This is a genomic window from Flavobacterium sp., from assembly GCF_041911335.1.
GTDB lineage: Bacteria > Bacteroidota > Bacteroidia > Flavobacteriales > Flavobacteriaceae > Flavobacterium.
In genome coordinates this window covers 37,339-53,997 of record NZ_JAYRPD010000037.1, presented here as the reverse complement: position 1 = coordinate 53,997, position 16,659 = coordinate 37,339, and the positions used below count along the sequence as shown (strand labels likewise).

Below are 16,659 nucleotides of genomic sequence, written 5' to 3'. Positions count from 1 at the left end.
AATAAAAAAGCTACTTTCAAACGAAAGTAGCTTATCTATATTGTGTAAAATGAATTATTTCTTTTTCAAGAATTCATCAACTTCTTCTGGAGACATAACTGCTTCAACAAAAGTATAAGCACCAGTTTTTGGAGACTTAACCATTTTAATAGCTTTAGTTAATCTTTTAGAAGCTGTTTGTAAAGTTGCTACGGTTTTCTTTGCCATGACTTATAATATTATTTAAAGTTTAAAAAACTTCTAATTACTTAATTTCTTTGTGAACAGTTACTCTTTTTAAGATTGGATTAAATTTTTTAATCTCTAATCTGTCTGGAGTATTTTTTTTATTTTTTGTAGTGATGTAACGAGATGTTCCAGGAACTCCTGAAGTTTTGTGCTCTGTACATTCTAAAATAACTTGGATTCTATTACCTTTCTTTGCCATTTTGATCTATGTTTTAAGGATTATACAGATTTAACAAATCCGTTAGCTTTTGCATTTTTCAATACAGCAGCAATTCCATTTTTATTAATCGTTTTTAAAGCAGCGGTTGAAATTTTCAACGTTACCCATCTATCTTCTTCAGGAATATAAAAACGTTTTTTAACTAAGTTAACAGAGAATTTTCTCTTTGTTTTATTCATAGCGTGAGAAACATTGTTTCCTACCATCGCTCTTTTACCTGTAAGTTCACAAACTCTTGACATTATTTCTAATCTTTATTTCGTTATCTAAAATCAGGGTGCAAAGAAACAAAATCCATTTCATATACACAACTATCTTTTACTATTTTTTTAAAATTTCTTTATAAATTAGTTCCAACCCTTTACTTACCGCTCTATCAATCACTTTTTCACGAGGTTGACCAAAATTAAATTCCTCAACAAAAACTTCATTAGGTGTTGCAATTCCAATAAAAACTGTTCCTAATTCAGCATCGTCATCACCTTTTGTTGGTCCAGCATTTCCAGTTGTAGCAATAGCATAATCTGAGTTCATCAATTTTTGAACCGATTTAACCATTTCAGAAGCTACCTCAGCACTTACAACTCCATGTTTTGCAATTAAATTTTCATCAATTTCTAAAACATCAATTTTAGCTTGTGTAGCATAACTCACCACACTTCCTTTGAAATAATTTGATGCTCCTGGAACTGCTGACAAAGTTGCCGCTATTTTTCCACCTGTACAACTTTCTGCTGTTGAAATTGTTAGTTTTTTCTCAACTAACAACCTACCCAAAACAACTTCTATAGGTTCATCTTCATTATAACCAACAATAATATCATGAATCAATAAATCAAGTTTTTCAACTTGTCGTTTGATTTCTTCTTTTAATAATATTTCGTCATTTCCTCTTGCTGTTAATCTCAAGCGAACTTTTCCTGGACTAGGTAAATAAGCCAATTTTATAAAATCAGGTAAATTATCTTCCCATTCTTCAATTTGTTCAGCAATCAAACTTTCACCACGACCATACGTCATAATGGTTTGATGCACGATATACGGACGTTCAAATTTTTGAACTAAGTTTGGAATCACTTCGTTATCAATCAAATACTTCATTTCATATGGAACTCCTGGTAAGGAAATAAAAACCGTATTCTCTTTTTCCATCCACATTCCCGGAGCTGTTCCTGCTTGATTGAAAAGTACCTTTGCCTTAGTTGGAACCAAAGCTTGATCTCTGTTCATTTGGGTAATTGGGCGCTTGTAAATTCCTTCAATAATAGACTTTACATGAACCAAAACCACATCATTTTCAACTAAATTATCTTCAAAATAGTCGCAAAAAGTTTTCTTCGTAATATCATCTTTTGTTGGACCTAATCCACCTGTTACGATAACAACTTCCACTTTATTTTGAAGCGAATGAAAAGTATCTAAAATATGTTGTTTATCATCGGAAATCGACAACATTTCGTGTGTTGCAATCCCAATTTTATCAAGGGCTTTTGCAATGTAAGAAGAGTTCGTGTCAACAATTTGGCCAATAAGAATTTCATCGCCAATGGTAACTATAGCAGCTTTCATTTTATGTTGTAAGATTTTGGGGGATTTTAAAATAGAATCTTACAGTTTGAAATCTTTTTTAATTTCTTTAACTGCTAAATCAATTCTATCTTTTAACGACTTGAATACTTCTTTAATTTCTTTTCGTTTGCCTTTGGCTTTTGCCCAAGTCATGATTTGGATATTTTCTTCATAAGCCATATCCATGCCAAGTAAATCCAATGTAGGTTTTATTTTATGACATGAAGAATAAGTTCTAGTATAGTCTTTTTCAGCAATTGCTTCTTTTATTGATTTAATCTCAGCAGGAACTTCCTCTAAAAATAAAGTCACAATTTGTAATGCAAATTCAATATCATTTTCTGAAATTTCATATACTTTCGCTAAATTATATTGTAATGCCATAACTACCTAATTTGAATTTTAAACATCGATTTTCCTTCAATAAAACCTTCTAAAACATCACCTTCAGTTACTTTTGCAACACCTTTTGGAGTACCTGTAAAAATAATGTCTCCTATTTTTAAGGTAAAATATTGTGAAACATACGAAATTAACTCATCAATTTTCCACAACATTAAACTCGTGTTACCTTCCTGAACAGTGGTTCCATTTGATTTTAACTCAAAGTTAATATTTTCTAGCGAAGTATAATTTTTTTTCGATGTAAAGCTTCCAATTACCGCTGAATGGTCAAATGCTTTAGCTTTTTCCCACGGCAACCCCTTCTCTTTCAACCTACTTTGTACATCTCGAGCTGTAAAATCGATTCCTAAACCAATTTCATCATAGTATTTATGAGCAAACTTAGTATCGATATGTTTCCCAACTTTACAAATCTTAACCAATACTTCCACTTCATGATGAATGTCATTACTAAAAGCAGGAATGACAAATGGATTTTTATTAGGCAAAATAGAAGAATCGGGTTTCATGAAGATAACCGGTTCTGTTGGTCTTTCATTATTTAATTCCGAAATATGGTCAGCGTAATTGCGTCCGATACAGATTATTTTCATTTTTCTTGGGTTAAGGATAAATGGTTAAGGGCAATGGGCAAAACCTTTTACCTTTCACCCATTACCTTTTACCTTATTTCGTATTTAACTTTCTTAATTTAATTCCTGTTAGTACTTTTTTAGTATACAAAGGAAAATCAGCATTTTGAATCCAACCAAAATAACCAGGTTCTTTATCAAAAACTTCTTCAACCAAAGCACCTTTGTGTTTTCCAAAAGTAAAAATTTCTTTTCCTTCGTTGTTCAAAGCAATAAATCCAGCAAAATCAACTGATTTTTTACGTGTTGTGAATTCAGCTAACGATTTCATATCGTTTTCTAAATTCTCGTAACGATCTAATTGTGCTTTTAAGATTTCGTAAGTTGCCATCGTATCCGCTTCGGCACTATGAGCGTTTTCTAAACTTTGTCCGCAATAGAATTTGTAAGCTGCACTTAAAGTACGTTCTTCCATTTTATGGAAAATCGTTTGCACATCAACAGAAACTCGGTTTTTCATATCGAAATCAACTTCCGCACGTAATAATTCTTCAGCTAAAAGCGGAATATCAAATCGGTCCGAATTAAATCCAGCCAAATCCGAATCCTTAATCATATTATGAATTTGGGATGCTAATTCTTTGAATGTTGGCTCGTTCGCTACTTTTTCATCTGTAATTCCGTGCACAGCTGTAGTTTGTGGCGGAATTGGAATCGTTGGATTTACCAACCAAGTTTTACTCTCTTTATTCCCGTTTGGATATACTTTAAATATTGAGATTTCTACAATTCGGTCTCTTGCCACATCAATTCCTGTAGTTTCAAGATCGAAAAAGCAGATAGGGCGTGTTAATTTTAATTCCATAGCGATTTTATATGTGACAAAGATAGAAAAACCCGATAGCTTTTAAAACTATCGGGTTTACATTTATAATTTATTCTCAGATTAGAAATCTCTATTTACGTCAAACGCTTCTAAATAATCCGCAACGCGTTTTACAAAACTTCCTCCTAATGCACCATCAACAACTCTGTGGTCATACGAATGCGATAAGAACATTTTTTGACGGATTCCAATGAAATCACCTTCTGGAGTTTCAATAACTGCAGGCACTTTTCTAATCGCTCCTAAAGCTAAAATACCTACTTGCGGTTGGTTGATAATTGGCGTTCCGAAAACAGAGCCAAAAGTTCCCACATTCGTAACGGTATAAGTTCCACCTTGTGTATCGTCTGGTTTTAATTTTCCTGCTTTTGCACGATTTCCTAAATCGTTTACTGCTTTTGCCATCCCAACTAAATTTAATTGATCAGCATTTTTAATTACAGGAACAATTAAGTTTCCGTTTGGTAACGCAGCTGCCATTCCTAAGTTGATATTTTTACGTTTGATGATAAATTCACCATCAACCGAAATGTTCATTCCTGGGAAATCTTTCAATGCTTTTGCTACCGCCTCCATGAAGATTGGCGTGAAAGTTAACTTCTCACCTTCTCTCTTTTCAAAAGCATTTTTAACTTTATCTCTCCATTTTACGATGTTGGTAACATCAACTTCAATGAATGATTGCACGTGAGCTGAAGTTTGTACCGAAGCTACCATGTAACCCGAAATCAACTTACGCATTCTGTCCATTTCCACAATCTCATCACCACCATTTACAGAAACTGGAACAGATTGTACTACTGGTGCTGGAGTTGCTTTTGGAGCCGCCGCTGGTGTTGCCATAACTGCAGGCTGACTTCCTCTATTTTTAATGTAATTTAGTAAATCTTCTTTGTTTACACGACCATCTTTACCAGAACCAGCAATTGATTCTAATTCTGCTAATGAAATTCCTTCTTCTTTTGCAATGTTTTTAACTAAAGGTGAAAAGAATTTATCTGATCCCGAATAGTCGGGAGAAAAATCAGCTGGAGCTGCAGTTTCTTTTGCAACTTCTACTGCTTTTGCAACTTCTGCAACAGCAACTGGCGCTTCTGCTTTAACTTCTGGAGTTGCTGCAACAGCATCACCTTCCGTTTCGATAATAGCGATAGTTTGTCCCACTTGAACTACATCATCGGTATTAAATAAAATTTCAACAAGTGTTCCTGCAACTTCTGAAGGCACTTCACTATCTACTTTATCAGTAGCAATTTCAAGTACTGCTTCGTCCATTTCAATTTTATCACCAACTTTTTTTAACCAGTTAGTAACTGTTGCTTCTGCAACACTCTCACCCATTTTAGGTAATTTCAATTCAAACTTTGCCATATCTTTAAACTAAAGTTGTGTTTTTGTATTTGGTTTGCAAAAATACTAATTTTTCATTCGTTTTATAAAGAAAACAATAATTTTTTACAACAAAATTATTTGTCCTCTATCGTTCGAATTATTACTCCCAATTAGATAATTCGAACTCGAAATATAATTCTTAAAACTTAAATTTTTACTCTTATTTAATTGCATAAAAGTAATAATTTCAGCAAAACTAAAAGTAGTCGTATCGAATATTATTTCAAGATTTTTTTGGGATTGATTCTCAAATTGATTAAAATCAGACAAATAAGTTGCTTTTTTTGATAGATTCAATTCTAAATTTTCTTTTGAAAAAACGATATATTCATCAATAATCCGAACTTCATTCTTTTGTTGATTCTTCTTCAAAAGACTAAAAACAAAACTTCCTACTTGCATCATTATATCAAAAAACCATGATTTCTTGAAATGTTTTTTATAGAAAAATTGCATCGCTTCTCTGAAACGTTTCATATAGGTTCCATCTCGAACGGTACTTTCTCCTTTATAATGTATCACAGAAGTTTCGTGAAAATAATAATTCGATTTTCCTGATTTCAAAGCCAAATAACTCAAATCGATATCATCCGAATACATAAAGCAATTTTCATCAAAACCACCAACTTCAAGATACAATTTGCGCTTCATTACCATAAAAGCACCAACCAAAATATCCACTTTCCCAGATTCGTTTTCAGATAAATGTTGGGCGTAATATTTTCCAAAATAATTGGAGATTTTATACAATCCGAAAATCTTAGTAAAAGCCACCCAAGGAGTTGGAACGCCACGTTTGCTTTCGGGAAGAAAATTTCCAGCACCGTCTATTAATTTACAACCGATGATACCAGTGTTCAGTGTCCAGTTTTCAGAGTTCAGTATTTTAGAAAAAGTATCTTCTGCAACAACCGTATCAGGATTCAAAACACAAATATATTCCCCTTTGGCTTGAGCAACTCCGATGTTATTTCCTTTTGGGAAACCTAAATTTGAAGCGTTTTCGATGAGTTTGATGTGCGGGAATTTGGTTCGCATCATTTCACAACTATCATCTGAAGAAGCGTTATCAATGACAATAATTTCTCCATCAATGCCTTCCAATGCTTTTTCAACACTGAGAACACATTGCTCTAAAAAATAGCGCACGTTGTAGTTGAGAATGATTATGGATAGTTGCATTATAATAGTTTGATTAAATCATCTGGATTTCTTAAATTATTCCAAAACAATAATAACTCAATCAGACTTAAATCTTTATTTATTTTGTAAAACAATGTTGTCTGTTCGGATATTGACAAAGAATAAATATTGTCTACTTTGAAATTTCCAATCATTGGATGAATTGACAATCTTTTCAACTCATTTTCAACTAAACTTTCAAATTTATTTACCTCATAAATATTCCACTTTTGTAAAATAAATTGAGCTTCCTCGAAAAAGGAAATTTCAGCACGAAAAGTCCATTCAATTTTGTAAATCATTTCTGCAATGGAAATTTTTCTCTAAATCGTTTCATTACTTCTTCGTGCGTGGATGTCTTCCCTTCTTCAATTTCTTTGATGGATTTTTCTAATAATTGAACTAAAACAGGATGCAAATTCTCAGAAGTTAACTCACTTTTTGGAGTTACTTCGTAAGCTTCTGCTGGTTCTTCTATTTTATTTTTCTTTTTGGAAGTCATAAAATGCATTTTCACAAAGTTAGGAAATAATCTATAATCTTTAGATACAATAAACTATTTTTGCATTTCTAAATTGTATTATGAATTACTTATCTGTAGAAAATATATCGAAATCTTATGGCGAACGTATTCTTTTTAAAGACGTTTCGTTTGGAATTAACAAGGATCAAAAAATAGCTTTTATCGCTAAAAATGGTTCGGGAAAAACTACCATTATGAACATGATTAATGGTTTGGATGAACCTGATACTGGTCAAGTTATTATTCGAAAAGAGATTAAAATGGCGTTTTTGTCGCAAAACAATAATTTGCAAGACGAATTAACCATTGAAGAAAACATTTTTGCTTCAGATAACGAAATTCTGAAAGTAATTGAACGCTACGAAAAAGCCTTAGAAAATCCGAATGATGAAGAAGCCTATCAAAGAGCTTTTGACGATATGGACCGCCACAATGCTTGGGATTTTGAAACGCAATTCAAGCAAATTTTGTACAAACTGAAGTTGGAAGACTTAAAAATGAAGGTCAAAAACATGTCGGGTGGACAAAAAAAGCGTTTATCATTAGCTATTATCTTAATTAGCAAACCTGATTTATTGATTTTAGACGAGCCAACCAATCACTTGGATTTAGAGATGATTGAATGGTTAGAAGACTATTTTGCAAAAGAAAACATCACGTTGTTTATGGTGACGCACGACCGTTTCTTTTTGGAACGTGTTTGTAATGAAATTATCGAATTAGACAACGGAAAAATCTACCAATACAAAGGAAATTATTCCTATTATTTAGCCAAAAAAGAAGAACGATTGGCTTCAGAAAATGCCACGATTGATAAAGCGCAAAACTTATTTGTAAAAGAATTAGCTTGGATGCGTCGTCAACCAAAAGCTAGAACGACCAAATCGAAATCACGTCAAGATGATTTTTACAAAATCAAAGCGGTTGCTGAAAGTCGAAGAAAAGAAAATATTGTGGAGCTCGAAATCAACATGGAGCGCATGGGGAGCAAGATTATCGAAATGGTAAAAGTGAATAAAAAATTTCCTGATAGAACCATTTTAAATGACTTTTCCTATTCGTTTCAACGTGGCGAACGCATTGGAATTATTGGAAAAAACGGAACAGGAAAATCGACTTTCTTGAACATTTTAACGCAAACCATTCAACCTGATTCAGGGAAAGTAATTATTGGTGATACGATTAAAATTGGCTATTACACGCAAAGTGGAATCAATCCAAAACCGGGACAAAAAGTTATTGATATCATCAAAGAATATGGCGAATATATTCCGTTGACGAAAGGAAAAATTATTTCCGCTTCGCAATTATTGGAGCGCTTTTTATTTGACGCCAAAAAACAATACGATTTCGTAGAAAAATTAAGTGGTGGCGAATTGAAACGTTTGTATTTATGTACCGTTTTAATTCAAAATCCGAATTTCTTGATTTTGGATGAACCAACGAATGATTTGGATATTGTTACGTTAAATGTATTAGAAAGTTTCCTTTTAGATTATCCTGGTTGTTTGTTAGTGGTGAGTCACGATAGATATTTTATGGATAAAATTGTGGACCACTTATTTGTTTTTAGAGGCGAAGGCGAGATTGAAGATTTTCCTGGAAATTACTCGGATTTTAGAGCATATGAAGATTCGGCTGAACCAAAAGTTTTGAATTCGGTAAGTACTGAAAAGACGAATTGGAAAGAAAAACAAACGGCTTCAACAGGATTGAGTCTCAACGAACAAAAGGAATTCAATAAAATTGAAAAAGAAATCAAAGATTTAGAATACAATAAAAAACAAATCGAACAAGAATTCGCCGACGGAAAAGTTTCGGATGATAAAATTGAAGCAAAAGCCAACGAATTACAAAAAATCATTCAAACTTTAGAAGAAAAAGAAGAACGTTGGTTTGAATTAAGTTCGAAAATGGAATAAAAAGTAATTAGTGAATAGTAATTAGTGAATAGCCAGACTAATTACTAGTCACTTTTCACTAATCACTGTAAAATGCAGCATTTAATCAAATCCTACCTAAAATTCCTTTTCCATTCCAAAAACGAACATGGAGTGCATTCGCCATTTGTATTTGATTTGGTTACGAAATGTTTTTATAATACAACTAAATACCCAGAATACGGAATATTAAAATCGTACAGAAAATCACTTTTAGAAAATAAAAATACGATTGAAGTAACCGATTTTGGTGCAGGTTCACGCGTTTTTAAATCAAATACACGAGAGATTTCAAAAATTGCACAAACCGCTGGAATTTCTCCAAAAAATGCCGAACTGCTTTTTAGAATTGTTCGCTATTTTCAACCTAAAAGTATTTTGGAAATTGGCACTTCATTGGGTTTGGCAACAAATTCTTTAGCTTTAGGAAACCCAGAAGCTATAATAACTACTTTAGAAGGATGTAAAAACACTCAAGATGTAGCAATAAAGAATTTTGAAAAACAATTTGAAGGTGCGTACGGTAGAGATTTCACCTATCCAAAACCTAATGTGAATTTTGTAACTACAGAATTTTCAACCTATTTCAAAACCCTAAACCTTTCACCCATCACCCATCACTTAATTTACTTCGATGGCAATCATTCCAAAAAAGCTACTTTAGATTATTTTGAGGCTTTGCTTCCAACAATTTGCAATGATTCGATTTGGATTTTCGATGACATTCATTGGTCAGCAGATATGGAAGAAGCTTGGGAAATCATAAAAAATCATCCAAAAATTTCGGTTACAATTGATACGTTTCAATGGGGAATTGTCTTTTTTAGAGTCGAACAAGAAAAAGAACATTTTATCATCAATCCGAATAAAACGATTAGTTCACACTTGTTTGAAAGAATTCGTTTTTAGTTGTAACAAATTCCTTTCTTTTTCTACTTATTATAGTATTACATCAATAATATTGTCATCTCGAGCGAAGTCGAGAGGCTAAATTCTAATTTCATTATGGCAAATCCGTTAATTAAAATAACCAATATTAAAAGAGATTTCCCTTTAGGAAACGAAATCGTGTATGTATTAAAAGGCATCGATTTAGAAATCAATAAAGGGGAATATGTAGCATTGATGGGGCCTTCGGGTTCTGGAAAGTCTACTTTGATGAATATTTTAGGTTGTTTGGATACGCCAACTTCAGGAACTTACGTTTTGAACGGAAAACACGTGAGTGAAATGCAAGACGATGAATTGGCAGGAATTCGTAATAAAGAAATTGGATTCGTTTTTCAAACGTTCAACTTGATGCCAAGAACAACGGCTTTGGATAATGTAGCTTTACCAATGGTATACGCGGGTCATTCTAAATCGGAACGTGTGGAACGCGCTACTGAAGTACTGACACAAGTTGGTTTGAACGATAGAATGGATCACAAACCAAATCAGTTATCGGGTGGTCAACGTCAGCGTGTCGCGGTTGCTAGAGCTTTGGTTAACAAGCCTTCTATCATTTTAGCCGATGAGCCAACTGGAAACTTAGACAGTAAAACTTCGGTGGAAATCATGAATTTATTCAACGAAATTCACGCCAACGGAAACACCGTAATCTTAGTAACACACGAAGAAGATATTGCAGCTTATGCCCATAGAATCATCCGTTTACGAGACGGACTTATTGAAAGTGATACGATAAATCAAAATGTTAAAAAGTAATTTTATTTTCAATTAAGTATTACTTAAATGGATAATGTTGAAAAAATATATCCCGCAGTAAACGTAAAATCATTTGTCTCCTTTTTTTGGTTTATCCTAGGACTTGCAATATCTGTTATTGCATCTATTTTTGGGTATGTTTTAATTAGAGATGGTTATTGGAAAATATCTTTTTTCACTTTACCCTTTATTTTATTAGCACCTTATGTAATATTTTTTAGTGTAAAATCTAAAATAATTTTAACTAAAGATTCTATAATTAGGAAAGTTCCATTTAGTAGTAAGGAAATAAAATATTCTGAAATTAAAACTCTTAAAATTTACGATACAATAGGAAATGGATATGGCTCAGTTTCCTATCTTGAAAGCGAAAAACCAAATTCAAAAAGTCTATTTACTTTAAAAACAATTTTTGTATCGGATATAGAAAATACTCATCCAAATAAATTCACAAAGGGTAAACAATTTACTTTTCATGATACAAATGATATTTACTTATTTCTTGAAGAGAAAATTTCTAGTAACCAAGTTAATTAAGTAATGTTTTATTATTGAAAAATCTTTTTCAAAATAACTACCTTTGCCACAAAATTGCCAAAATGACTTTTTCCGACTACTCCAAAGAATTTTCATACAACTTAAAACTCGCCTACCCTATTATTTTAGGAATGTTAGGTCATACCGTTGTGGGAATTGTGGATAATATCATGGTGGGAAAATTAGGTCCAACCGAATTAGCGGCTGTATCATTGGGAAACAGTTTTGTATTCATTGCCATGTCATTAGGAATTGGATTTTCAACTGCTATCACACCTTTAGTTGCCGAATCTGATGGGAAAAATGATGTGGCTGGTGGTCGTTCTGCTTTTCATCACGGATTGTATTTGTGTACGATTTTAGGTGTGGCTTTATTTACCTTGATTTTCTTTTCAAAACCACTTATTGCTTACATGGGCCAACCGGAAGCCGTAGTGGAGATGGCAAAACCGTATTTAGATATCGTTGGTTTTTCGTTGATTCCGTTAATTATGTACCAAGCTTACAAACAATTTGCAGATGGTTTGAGCGAAACGAAATATTCGATGTGGGCAACTATCATTGGAAACATTACCAATGTAGTGATTAACTATTTTCTTATTTATGGAATTTGGATTTTCCCAAAATGGGGCATCGTTGGAGCTGCCTTAGGAACTATCGCTTCTCGTTTTGTGATGTTAGGTTTCATGCATTATATGATGAATTTAAAATCAAAATTTCATCCGTATTTTAAAGGTTTTAGCTTAAAAGAAATTAAGAAGGAAGTCAACCAAAAAATCATTAAAATTGGAATGCCTTCTGCCATGCAAATGTTCTTTGAAGTAGCATTGTTTACTGGAGCTATTTGGTTGTGCGGAATGATTGGAACTACCAGTCAAGCTGCGAATCAAATTGCGTTGAGTTTGGCATCTATGACTTTTATGTTTGCCATGGGATTGAGCGTTACAGCTATGATTCGTATTGGAAACCAAAAAGGATTAGAAGATTATGTTACCTTACGAAAAGTTGCAATTTCCATTTTCTTATTAACGATAATAATTGAAGTGGTGTTCGCGCTTTTATTTGTGCTATTACACACAAGTTTACCCTATATTTTCGTAGATATCAACGATGTGAAAAACCTAACCGAAAACTTAGAAGTAATCGCAATTTCGGCTAACTTACTTTTAGTAGCGGCTGTTTTTCAAATTTCAGATGGCTTACAAGTCGTAGTTTTAGGAGCACTTCGTGGTTTACAAGATGCAAAAATTCCGATGTATATAACTTTTGTAGCATATTGGGTAATTGGATTTCCAATATCCATTTACTTAGGATTAGAAACCGAATTAAAAGCCGTTGGGGTATGGATTGGACTTTTAGCTGGATTAACAGCAGCCGCGATATTTTTGTATATTCGCTTTAATTACTTAACGAAAAAACTAGTTCAAGGGCAAACTCAAGAACAAGTTCAATTACAATAATAAAAAGAAATTTAAAACATAAAAACATGAACTTACCAAAATTTGTTATCGGAGATAACACCGATTTTCCAGAAGATATTTTCGTAATCCATTTAGAATATCCAAGATTCGTAATCAATTTAAAAGATGACGAAGTAGAATTTTTAGAAGACATCGAAGAAGAAGACGAAAAAGAATTGGAATCAGAAATGGAACATTTAATTACCATTGCTGGAGAATTCTACGATAGAGAAATTGAAAGATACGAGCAAGAATAATCTTTGATTATGATTCCGTAGGGACAAGTCGCGACTTGATCCCTACCTGTCATTATTAAAATACCGTTCCAACAAATGCATAGCCGCTGCAAAAGGTGAAATTTCATTGTTTTGCACGGCTTTTTTATTTTCTTCTAATAATTGAATGATATTCGGATGATTATAAAAATGTGATTTCAATTGTTCATTAATCGTTTCCATCATCCAAAATTGGTTTTGATTTTGACGTTTTTCTTCGAAATAATGATTTGCTTTTACCAATTCAAAATATTCGGAAATAATGTCCCAAATCGCATCAATTCCTGTTTTCTCATAAGCACTACAAGTCGTCACTTTCGGAATCCAACCCGAAGATTTGGCTGGAAATAAATGCAACGCTCTATTGAATTCGGTTTTCGCTAATTTGGCTTTTGCAACATTATCGCCATCGGCTTTATTGATTACGATTGTATCCGCCATTTCCATGATACCACGTTTGATTCCTTGCAATTCATCGCCAGCACCTGAAATTTTCAACAATAAAAAGAAATCCACCATACTGTGAACAGCGGTTTCACTTTGCCCTACTCCAACGGTTTCAATAATAATCGTATCAAAACCACAAGCTTCACAAAGAATGATAGTTTCACGAGTCTTTCTGGCAACGCCACCTAATGTATCACCTGAAGCACTTGGTCGGATATAAGCGTTTTCATCTTTTACTAATTCTTCCATACGGGTTTTGTCGCCCAAAATACTTCCGTGACTGATGGACGAACTCGGGTCAACCGCTAAAACAGCTACTTTCTTTCCGATAGAAGTTAAATATTTTCCAAAAGCTTCAATAAATGTACTTTTTCCAACACCCGGAACACCTGTAATTCCAATACGAACCGAATTATTGGCATGTGGCAAACAACCTTTGATCACTTCATTCGCCTTAGCTAAATGTTCAGGATTAGTGCTTTCGACTAAAGTTATGGCGCGACTCAAAGCGGTTTTGTCTCCTTTTAAAATTCCAGCAATTAATTCTTCTGCCGAAGGTTGTTTTCTTCGGAATTGTTGAATTTGAGTAGCCACAACCGCACTCAAAGTTTCGGGTTGTTCCACGCCGTGAATTTCTGAAAGTGCCGATTTTTTATTTGGTGTTTTCAAAAGAATTTTGCTTTGTGTAAAAATACAAAAAATGAAGGAATATAAAACATCGAAATCTCAAGGTTTAATTACCTTTGTATTCTCGATTTTCGACATATGGAAAACATCATTCTATTATTTTTATGTTTGATTTTGGGCGTTGCGCTTCAAAAAGTACCGCAATTTCCTAAAAACGCTTATCAAAGTTTGAATCAATATGTGATTTACGTTTCGCTTCCGGCTATGGCGTTGTATTACATTCCGAAAATTACGATTTCATTGGCTTTGCTTTATCCATTAGGGATTGCATGGTTAGGTTTTGGATTATCGTTTGTGTTTTTCTATGCTTTGGGAACGTATTTCAAATGGTCAAAAAAGTTAATTGGCTGTATGATTTTGACTGGTGGATTGAGCAATACTTCATTTGTAGGATTTCCAATCATCGAAGCTTTATATGGTGCAGAAGGATTAAAAACCGCCATCATCGTTGATCAACCGGGTTCATTCGTAGTCGTAACCACTTTAGGAATTTTAGTGGCTGCGAGTTTTTCAAGAGGAAATTTAAGTGCTTCTGAAATCGTATTGAAAATTGTAAAATTTCCGCCATTTATCGCTTTTACGATTGCTCTTTTCTGTACCATATTCACTTTAGAATTTCCAGAAGCGTTGCAAAACTCTTTCCTACGAATCGGAAATACGGTAACGCCTGTCGCTTTAGTAGCCGTTGGATTGCAATTAAAAATCGATACGCGAAGTAAACATTGGAGTTTTTTAACTTTAGGATTGTTTTTTAAATTAATTCTAATGCCTGCTTTTTTCTTCTTTTTATACAAAATTGCGTTAGGCGGAAAAGGATTGGAAATTGATGTTTCTATCATGGAATCCGCCATGGCACCAATGATTACGGGAGCGATTTTAGCTTCTAATTATGGATTAAAACCTAAATTGAGTAGTATGATGATTGGGATTGGAATTCCGTTGTCGTTGTTGACTGTTGCTTTTTGGTATTGGGTTTTGAGTTTATAGTTTTATAGCACAAAGTTTCTCAAAGTTTGGCACAAAGTTTCCCTAAGTTATTTTTTAACATGTAAGACATATAAGTTTAAGTTGAATTAATTGTGCACTCAAGTTCATAAAAGAGATGCTTGCAGCATGACAAGATTGTGGTTAAAAAATCTGTGCAAATCCGTCCAATCTGTGCTATCTGCGTTCCAAAATAAAATAGTAAAATATTATCCAATTTTTTACCTTTACACTTCAATTTTACACTATGAATCCTGAAATAATACTTGCACTTGAAAACATTGTAGGTTCGGCTTATATTTTTACTGATGAGGCTACTCGAAAAACGTATGGTCGTGATGAAACGGAAGATTTGAGTTTTCCGCCTCATGTTGTGGTGAAACCTGCGAATACCGAAGAAGTGGTGCAAATTTTAAAAGTTTCCAACACCTATAAAATTCCGACTACGCCGATTGGTGCACGAACAGGTTTGAGTGGTGGTGCTTTATCGATTTATGGTGGCATTGCGATTTCAATGGAACGCTTTAATAAAATCATTGAAATTGATGAGAAAAACCTTCAAGTTACTACCGAACCTGGAGTAATTACTCAAGTGTTAAGAGAAGCTGTTGCTGAAAAAGGCTTGTTTTATCCTGTTGATCCAAGTAGTATGGGAAGTTGTTTTATAGGTGGCAATATTGCCGAAAACTCTGGTGGTGCGAGGGCTTTGAAATATGGTGTTACCAAAGATTATGTATTAAATTTAGAAGTCGTTTTACCTACGGGAGACATCATTTGGACAGGCGCTAATACCTTGAAAAATTCTACTGGCTACAATTTAACGCAATTGATGGTGGGTAGCGAAGGAACTTTGGGAATCGTAACTAAAATTGTATTGAAATTATTACCTCAAAATAAACATAACGTATTGCTATTGGTTCCGTTTTATAAAGCGGAACAAGCATGTGAAGCGGTTTCAGCGATTTTTAGAGCGGGAATTGTGCCAAGTGCTTTAGAGTTTATGGAGCGCGATGCAATTGATTGGACATTAAAATTTGTCGATGGATTGAATGTGGAAGTCAAAGAAAACGTTCAAGCGCATTTGTTGATTGAAGTAGATGGCAATTATCCTGAAATTTTGATGCAAGAAGCTGAACAAATTTTAGCAGTCGTAGAACAATTTGAAATTGACGAAGTATTATTTGCCGACACCGAAGAACAAAAAAATGCCCTTTGGAAAATGCGTCGCTCTGTAGCGGAAGCGGTGAAAGCGAATTCGATTTATAAAGAAGAAGATACCGTTGTGCCAAGATACGAATTACCAAAACTATTAAAAGGCATCAAAGAAATTGGGGCGAAATATGGTTTTCAATCGGTTTGTTATGGCCATGCGGGCGATGGTAACTTACACGTCAATATCATCAAAGGCAACATGACTGATGACAATTGGAAAACGGAAGTTCCTAAAGGAATTCGTGAAATTTTTGAATTAACGGTCGGTTTAAAAGGAACGCTTTCTGGCGAACACGGTATTGGTTTGGTGCAAAAAAACCACATGGATATCGCGTTTTCAAAAGTACATTTAGAATTAATGGAACGCATCAAAGCGATTTTTGACCCAAACAATGTGTTGAATCCTGGGAAGATTTTTCCTGATGGGGAATAG

20 protein-coding genes are annotated in these 16,659 nt (G+C 33.7%); 8 read left to right on the top strand and 12 right to left on the bottom strand.

The window, feature by feature from the left end:
• Positions 1-54 precede the first annotated feature (54 nt).
• From ACE3PD_RS05700 to ACE3PD_RS05650, 11 genes are all read right to left on the bottom strand, one after another.
• Entirely contained in the window at positions 55-207 is a 153-nt protein-coding gene (locus tag ACE3PD_RS05700; protein ID WP_023574293.1) for a DUF4295 domain-containing protein, read from the bottom strand.
• A gap of 37 nt (positions 208-244) precedes the next feature.
• The gene (gene rpmG / locus ACE3PD_RS05695) at positions 245-427 is read right to left on the bottom strand and encodes a 50S ribosomal protein L33 (protein WP_008253902.1); all 183 of its coding nucleotides are present in this window, start codon (positions 425-427) and stop codon (positions 245-247) included.
• A 20-nt stretch (positions 428-447) separates the two neighbouring features.
• Positions 448-690, bottom strand: a complete 243-nt coding sequence (gene rpmB / locus ACE3PD_RS05690) for a 50S ribosomal protein L28 (RefSeq protein WP_008253904.1) — start codon at positions 688-690, stop codon at positions 448-450.
• Positions 691-769: 79 nt separating this feature from the next.
• The gene (locus tag ACE3PD_RS05685; protein ID WP_374400424.1) at positions 770-2,017 is read right to left on the bottom strand and encodes a CinA family nicotinamide mononucleotide deamidase-related protein; all 1,248 of its coding nucleotides are present in this window, start codon (positions 2,015-2,017) and stop codon (positions 770-772) included.
• A gap of 39 nt (positions 2,018-2,056) precedes the next feature.
• Positions 2,057-2,401 carry an Hpt domain-containing protein gene (locus tag ACE3PD_RS05680; RefSeq protein WP_374400422.1) on the bottom strand — a complete coding sequence of 115 codons (345 nt, stop codon included), beginning with the start codon at positions 2,399-2,401 and terminating at the stop codon, positions 2,057-2,059.
• 2 nt (positions 2,402-2,403) lie between these two features.
• On the bottom strand, positions 2,404-3,015 hold the full coding sequence (locus tag ACE3PD_RS05675; protein ID WP_374400419.1) for a fumarylacetoacetate hydrolase family protein: 612 nt from the start codon (positions 3,013-3,015) through the stop codon (positions 2,404-2,406).
• A 73-nt stretch (positions 3,016-3,088) separates the two neighbouring features.
• Positions 3,089-3,859 (bottom strand): exonuclease domain-containing protein, encoded by a 771-nt coding sequence (locus ACE3PD_RS05670; RefSeq protein WP_374400417.1) that lies wholly within the window; start codon positions 3,857-3,859, stop codon positions 3,089-3,091.
• Positions 3,860-3,940: 81 nt separating this feature from the next.
• On the bottom strand, positions 3,941-5,251 hold the full coding sequence (locus ACE3PD_RS05665; RefSeq protein WP_374400414.1) for a dihydrolipoamide acetyltransferase family protein: 1,311 nt from the start codon (positions 5,249-5,251) through the stop codon (positions 3,941-3,943).
• Between the two features lie 84 nt (positions 5,252-5,335).
• On the bottom strand, positions 5,336-6,454 hold the full coding sequence (locus tag ACE3PD_RS05660) for a glycosyltransferase family 2 protein (protein WP_374400412.1): 1,119 nt from the start codon (positions 6,452-6,454) through the stop codon (positions 5,336-5,338).
• The gene (locus tag ACE3PD_RS05655; RefSeq protein WP_113988610.1) at positions 6,454-6,756 is read right to left on the bottom strand and encodes a type II toxin-antitoxin system RelE/ParE family toxin; all 303 of its coding nucleotides are present in this window, start codon (positions 6,754-6,756) and stop codon (positions 6,454-6,456) included. The genes ACE3PD_RS05660 and ACE3PD_RS05655 overlap by 1 nt, the downstream gene beginning before the upstream one ends.
• On the bottom strand, positions 6,753-6,956 hold the full coding sequence (locus tag ACE3PD_RS05650) for a hypothetical protein (RefSeq protein ID WP_374400410.1): 204 nt from the start codon (positions 6,954-6,956) through the stop codon (positions 6,753-6,755). Before ACE3PD_RS05650 ends, ACE3PD_RS05655 begins: the two co-directional genes overlap by 4 nt.
• An 80-nt stretch (positions 6,957-7,036) precedes the next feature.
• Between ACE3PD_RS05650 and ACE3PD_RS05645 the strand changes: the two genes are divergently transcribed.
• The 6 genes from ACE3PD_RS05645 to ACE3PD_RS05620 all read left to right on the top strand — a co-directional run bounded on the left by ACE3PD_RS05645 (position 7,037) and on the right by ACE3PD_RS05620 (position 12,878).
• The gene (locus tag ACE3PD_RS05645; protein WP_374400408.1) at positions 7,037-8,899 is read left to right on the top strand and encodes an ABC-F family ATP-binding cassette domain-containing protein; all 1,863 of its coding nucleotides are present in this window, start codon (positions 7,037-7,039) and stop codon (positions 8,897-8,899) included.
• A gap of 72 nt (positions 8,900-8,971) precedes the next feature.
• Positions 8,972-9,826: an O-methyltransferase gene (locus tag ACE3PD_RS05640; RefSeq protein ID WP_374400406.1), complete on the top strand. Its 855-nt coding sequence runs from the start codon at positions 8,972-8,974 to the stop codon at positions 9,824-9,826.
• A gap of 96 nt (positions 9,827-9,922) precedes the next feature.
• Positions 9,923-10,624 (top strand): ABC transporter ATP-binding protein, encoded by a 702-nt coding sequence (locus tag ACE3PD_RS05635; protein ID WP_374400404.1) that lies wholly within the window; start codon positions 9,923-9,925, stop codon positions 10,622-10,624.
• 27 nt (positions 10,625-10,651) lie between these two features.
• Entirely contained in the window at positions 10,652-11,161 is a 510-nt protein-coding gene (locus ACE3PD_RS05630; protein WP_374400402.1) for a hypothetical protein, read from the top strand.
• 62 nt (positions 11,162-11,223) lie between these two features.
• On the top strand, positions 11,224-12,621 hold the full coding sequence (locus tag ACE3PD_RS05625; protein WP_374400400.1) for an MATE family efflux transporter: 1,398 nt from the start codon (positions 11,224-11,226) through the stop codon (positions 12,619-12,621).
• A gap of 26 nt (positions 12,622-12,647) precedes the next feature.
• A complete protein-coding gene (locus tag ACE3PD_RS05620; RefSeq protein WP_008253940.1) occupies positions 12,648-12,878 on the top strand; it encodes a hypothetical protein in 231 nt (76 codons plus the stop codon).
• A gap of 42 nt (positions 12,879-12,920) precedes the next feature.
• On the opposite strand, the gene meaB is transcribed toward ACE3PD_RS05620, so the two are convergent.
• Positions 12,921-14,018 (bottom strand): methylmalonyl Co-A mutase-associated GTPase MeaB, encoded by a 1,098-nt coding sequence (meaB, locus tag ACE3PD_RS05615; RefSeq protein WP_374400545.1) that lies wholly within the window; start codon positions 14,016-14,018, stop codon positions 12,921-12,923.
• Positions 14,019-14,108: 90 nt separating this feature from the next.
• Between meaB and ACE3PD_RS05610 the strand changes: the two genes are divergently transcribed.
• A complete protein-coding gene (locus tag ACE3PD_RS05610) occupies positions 14,109-15,017 on the top strand; it encodes an AEC family transporter (RefSeq protein WP_374400396.1) in 909 nt (302 codons plus the stop codon).
• Positions 15,018-15,261: 244 nt separating this feature from the next.
• Positions 15,262-16,659, top strand: coding sequence for an FAD-binding oxidoreductase (locus tag ACE3PD_RS05605; protein ID WP_374400394.1), 1,398 nt, complete (start codon positions 15,262-15,264; stop codon positions 16,657-16,659).

Coding starts and splice junctions, on each gene's coding strand:
- ACE3PD_RS05625 (WP_374400400.1), top strand. CDS start 11,224: ATGACTTTTTCCGACTACTCCAAAGAATTTTCATACAACTTAAAACTC.
- ACE3PD_RS05685 (WP_374400424.1), bottom strand. CDS start 2,017: ATGAAAGCTGCTATAGTTACCATTGGCGATGAAATTCTTATTGGCCAA.
- ACE3PD_RS05700 (WP_023574293.1), bottom strand. CDS start 207: ATGGCAAAGAAAACCGTAGCAACTTTACAAACAGCTTCTAAAAGATTA.
- rpmB (WP_008253904.1), bottom strand. CDS start 690: ATGTCAAGAGTTTGTGAACTTACAGGTAAAAGAGCGATGGTAGGAAAC.
- ACE3PD_RS05610 (WP_374400396.1), top strand. CDS start 14,109: ATGGAAAACATCATTCTATTATTTTTATGTTTGATTTTGGGCGTTGCG.
- ACE3PD_RS05605 (WP_374400394.1), top strand. CDS start 15,262: ATGAATCCTGAAATAATACTTGCACTTGAAAACATTGTAGGTTCGGCT.
- ACE3PD_RS05630 (WP_374400402.1), top strand. CDS start 10,652: ATGGATAATGTTGAAAAAATATATCCCGCAGTAAACGTAAAATCATTT.
- ACE3PD_RS05680 (WP_374400422.1), bottom strand. CDS start 2,401: ATGGCATTACAATATAATTTAGCGAAAGTATATGAAATTTCAGAAAAT.
- ACE3PD_RS05635 (WP_374400404.1), top strand. CDS start 9,923: ATGGCAAATCCGTTAATTAAAATAACCAATATTAAAAGAGATTTCCCT.
- ACE3PD_RS05665 (WP_374400414.1), bottom strand. CDS start 5,251: ATGGCAAAGTTTGAATTGAAATTACCTAAAATGGGTGAGAGTGTTGCA.
- ACE3PD_RS05675 (WP_374400419.1), bottom strand. CDS start 3,015: ATGAAAATAATCTGTATCGGACGCAATTACGCTGACCATATTTCGGAA.
- ACE3PD_RS05660 (WP_374400412.1), bottom strand. CDS start 6,454: ATGCAACTATCCATAATCATTCTCAACTACAACGTGCGCTATTTTTTA.
- ACE3PD_RS05640 (WP_374400406.1), top strand. CDS start 8,972: ATGCAGCATTTAATCAAATCCTACCTAAAATTCCTTTTCCATTCCAAA.
- ACE3PD_RS05620 (WP_008253940.1), top strand. CDS start 12,648: ATGAACTTACCAAAATTTGTTATCGGAGATAACACCGATTTTCCAGAA.
- rpmG (WP_008253902.1), bottom strand. CDS start 427: ATGGCAAAGAAAGGTAATAGAATCCAAGTTATTTTAGAATGTACAGAG.
- ACE3PD_RS05650 (WP_374400410.1), bottom strand. CDS start 6,956: ATGACTTCCAAAAAGAAAAATAAAATAGAAGAACCAGCAGAAGCTTAC.
- ACE3PD_RS05655 (WP_113988610.1), bottom strand. CDS start 6,756: ATGATTTACAAAATTGAATGGACTTTTCGTGCTGAAATTTCCTTTTTC.
- ACE3PD_RS05645 (WP_374400408.1), top strand. CDS start 7,037: ATGAATTACTTATCTGTAGAAAATATATCGAAATCTTATGGCGAACGT.
- ACE3PD_RS05670 (WP_374400417.1), bottom strand. CDS start 3,859: ATGGAATTAAAATTAACACGCCCTATCTGCTTTTTCGATCTTGAAACT.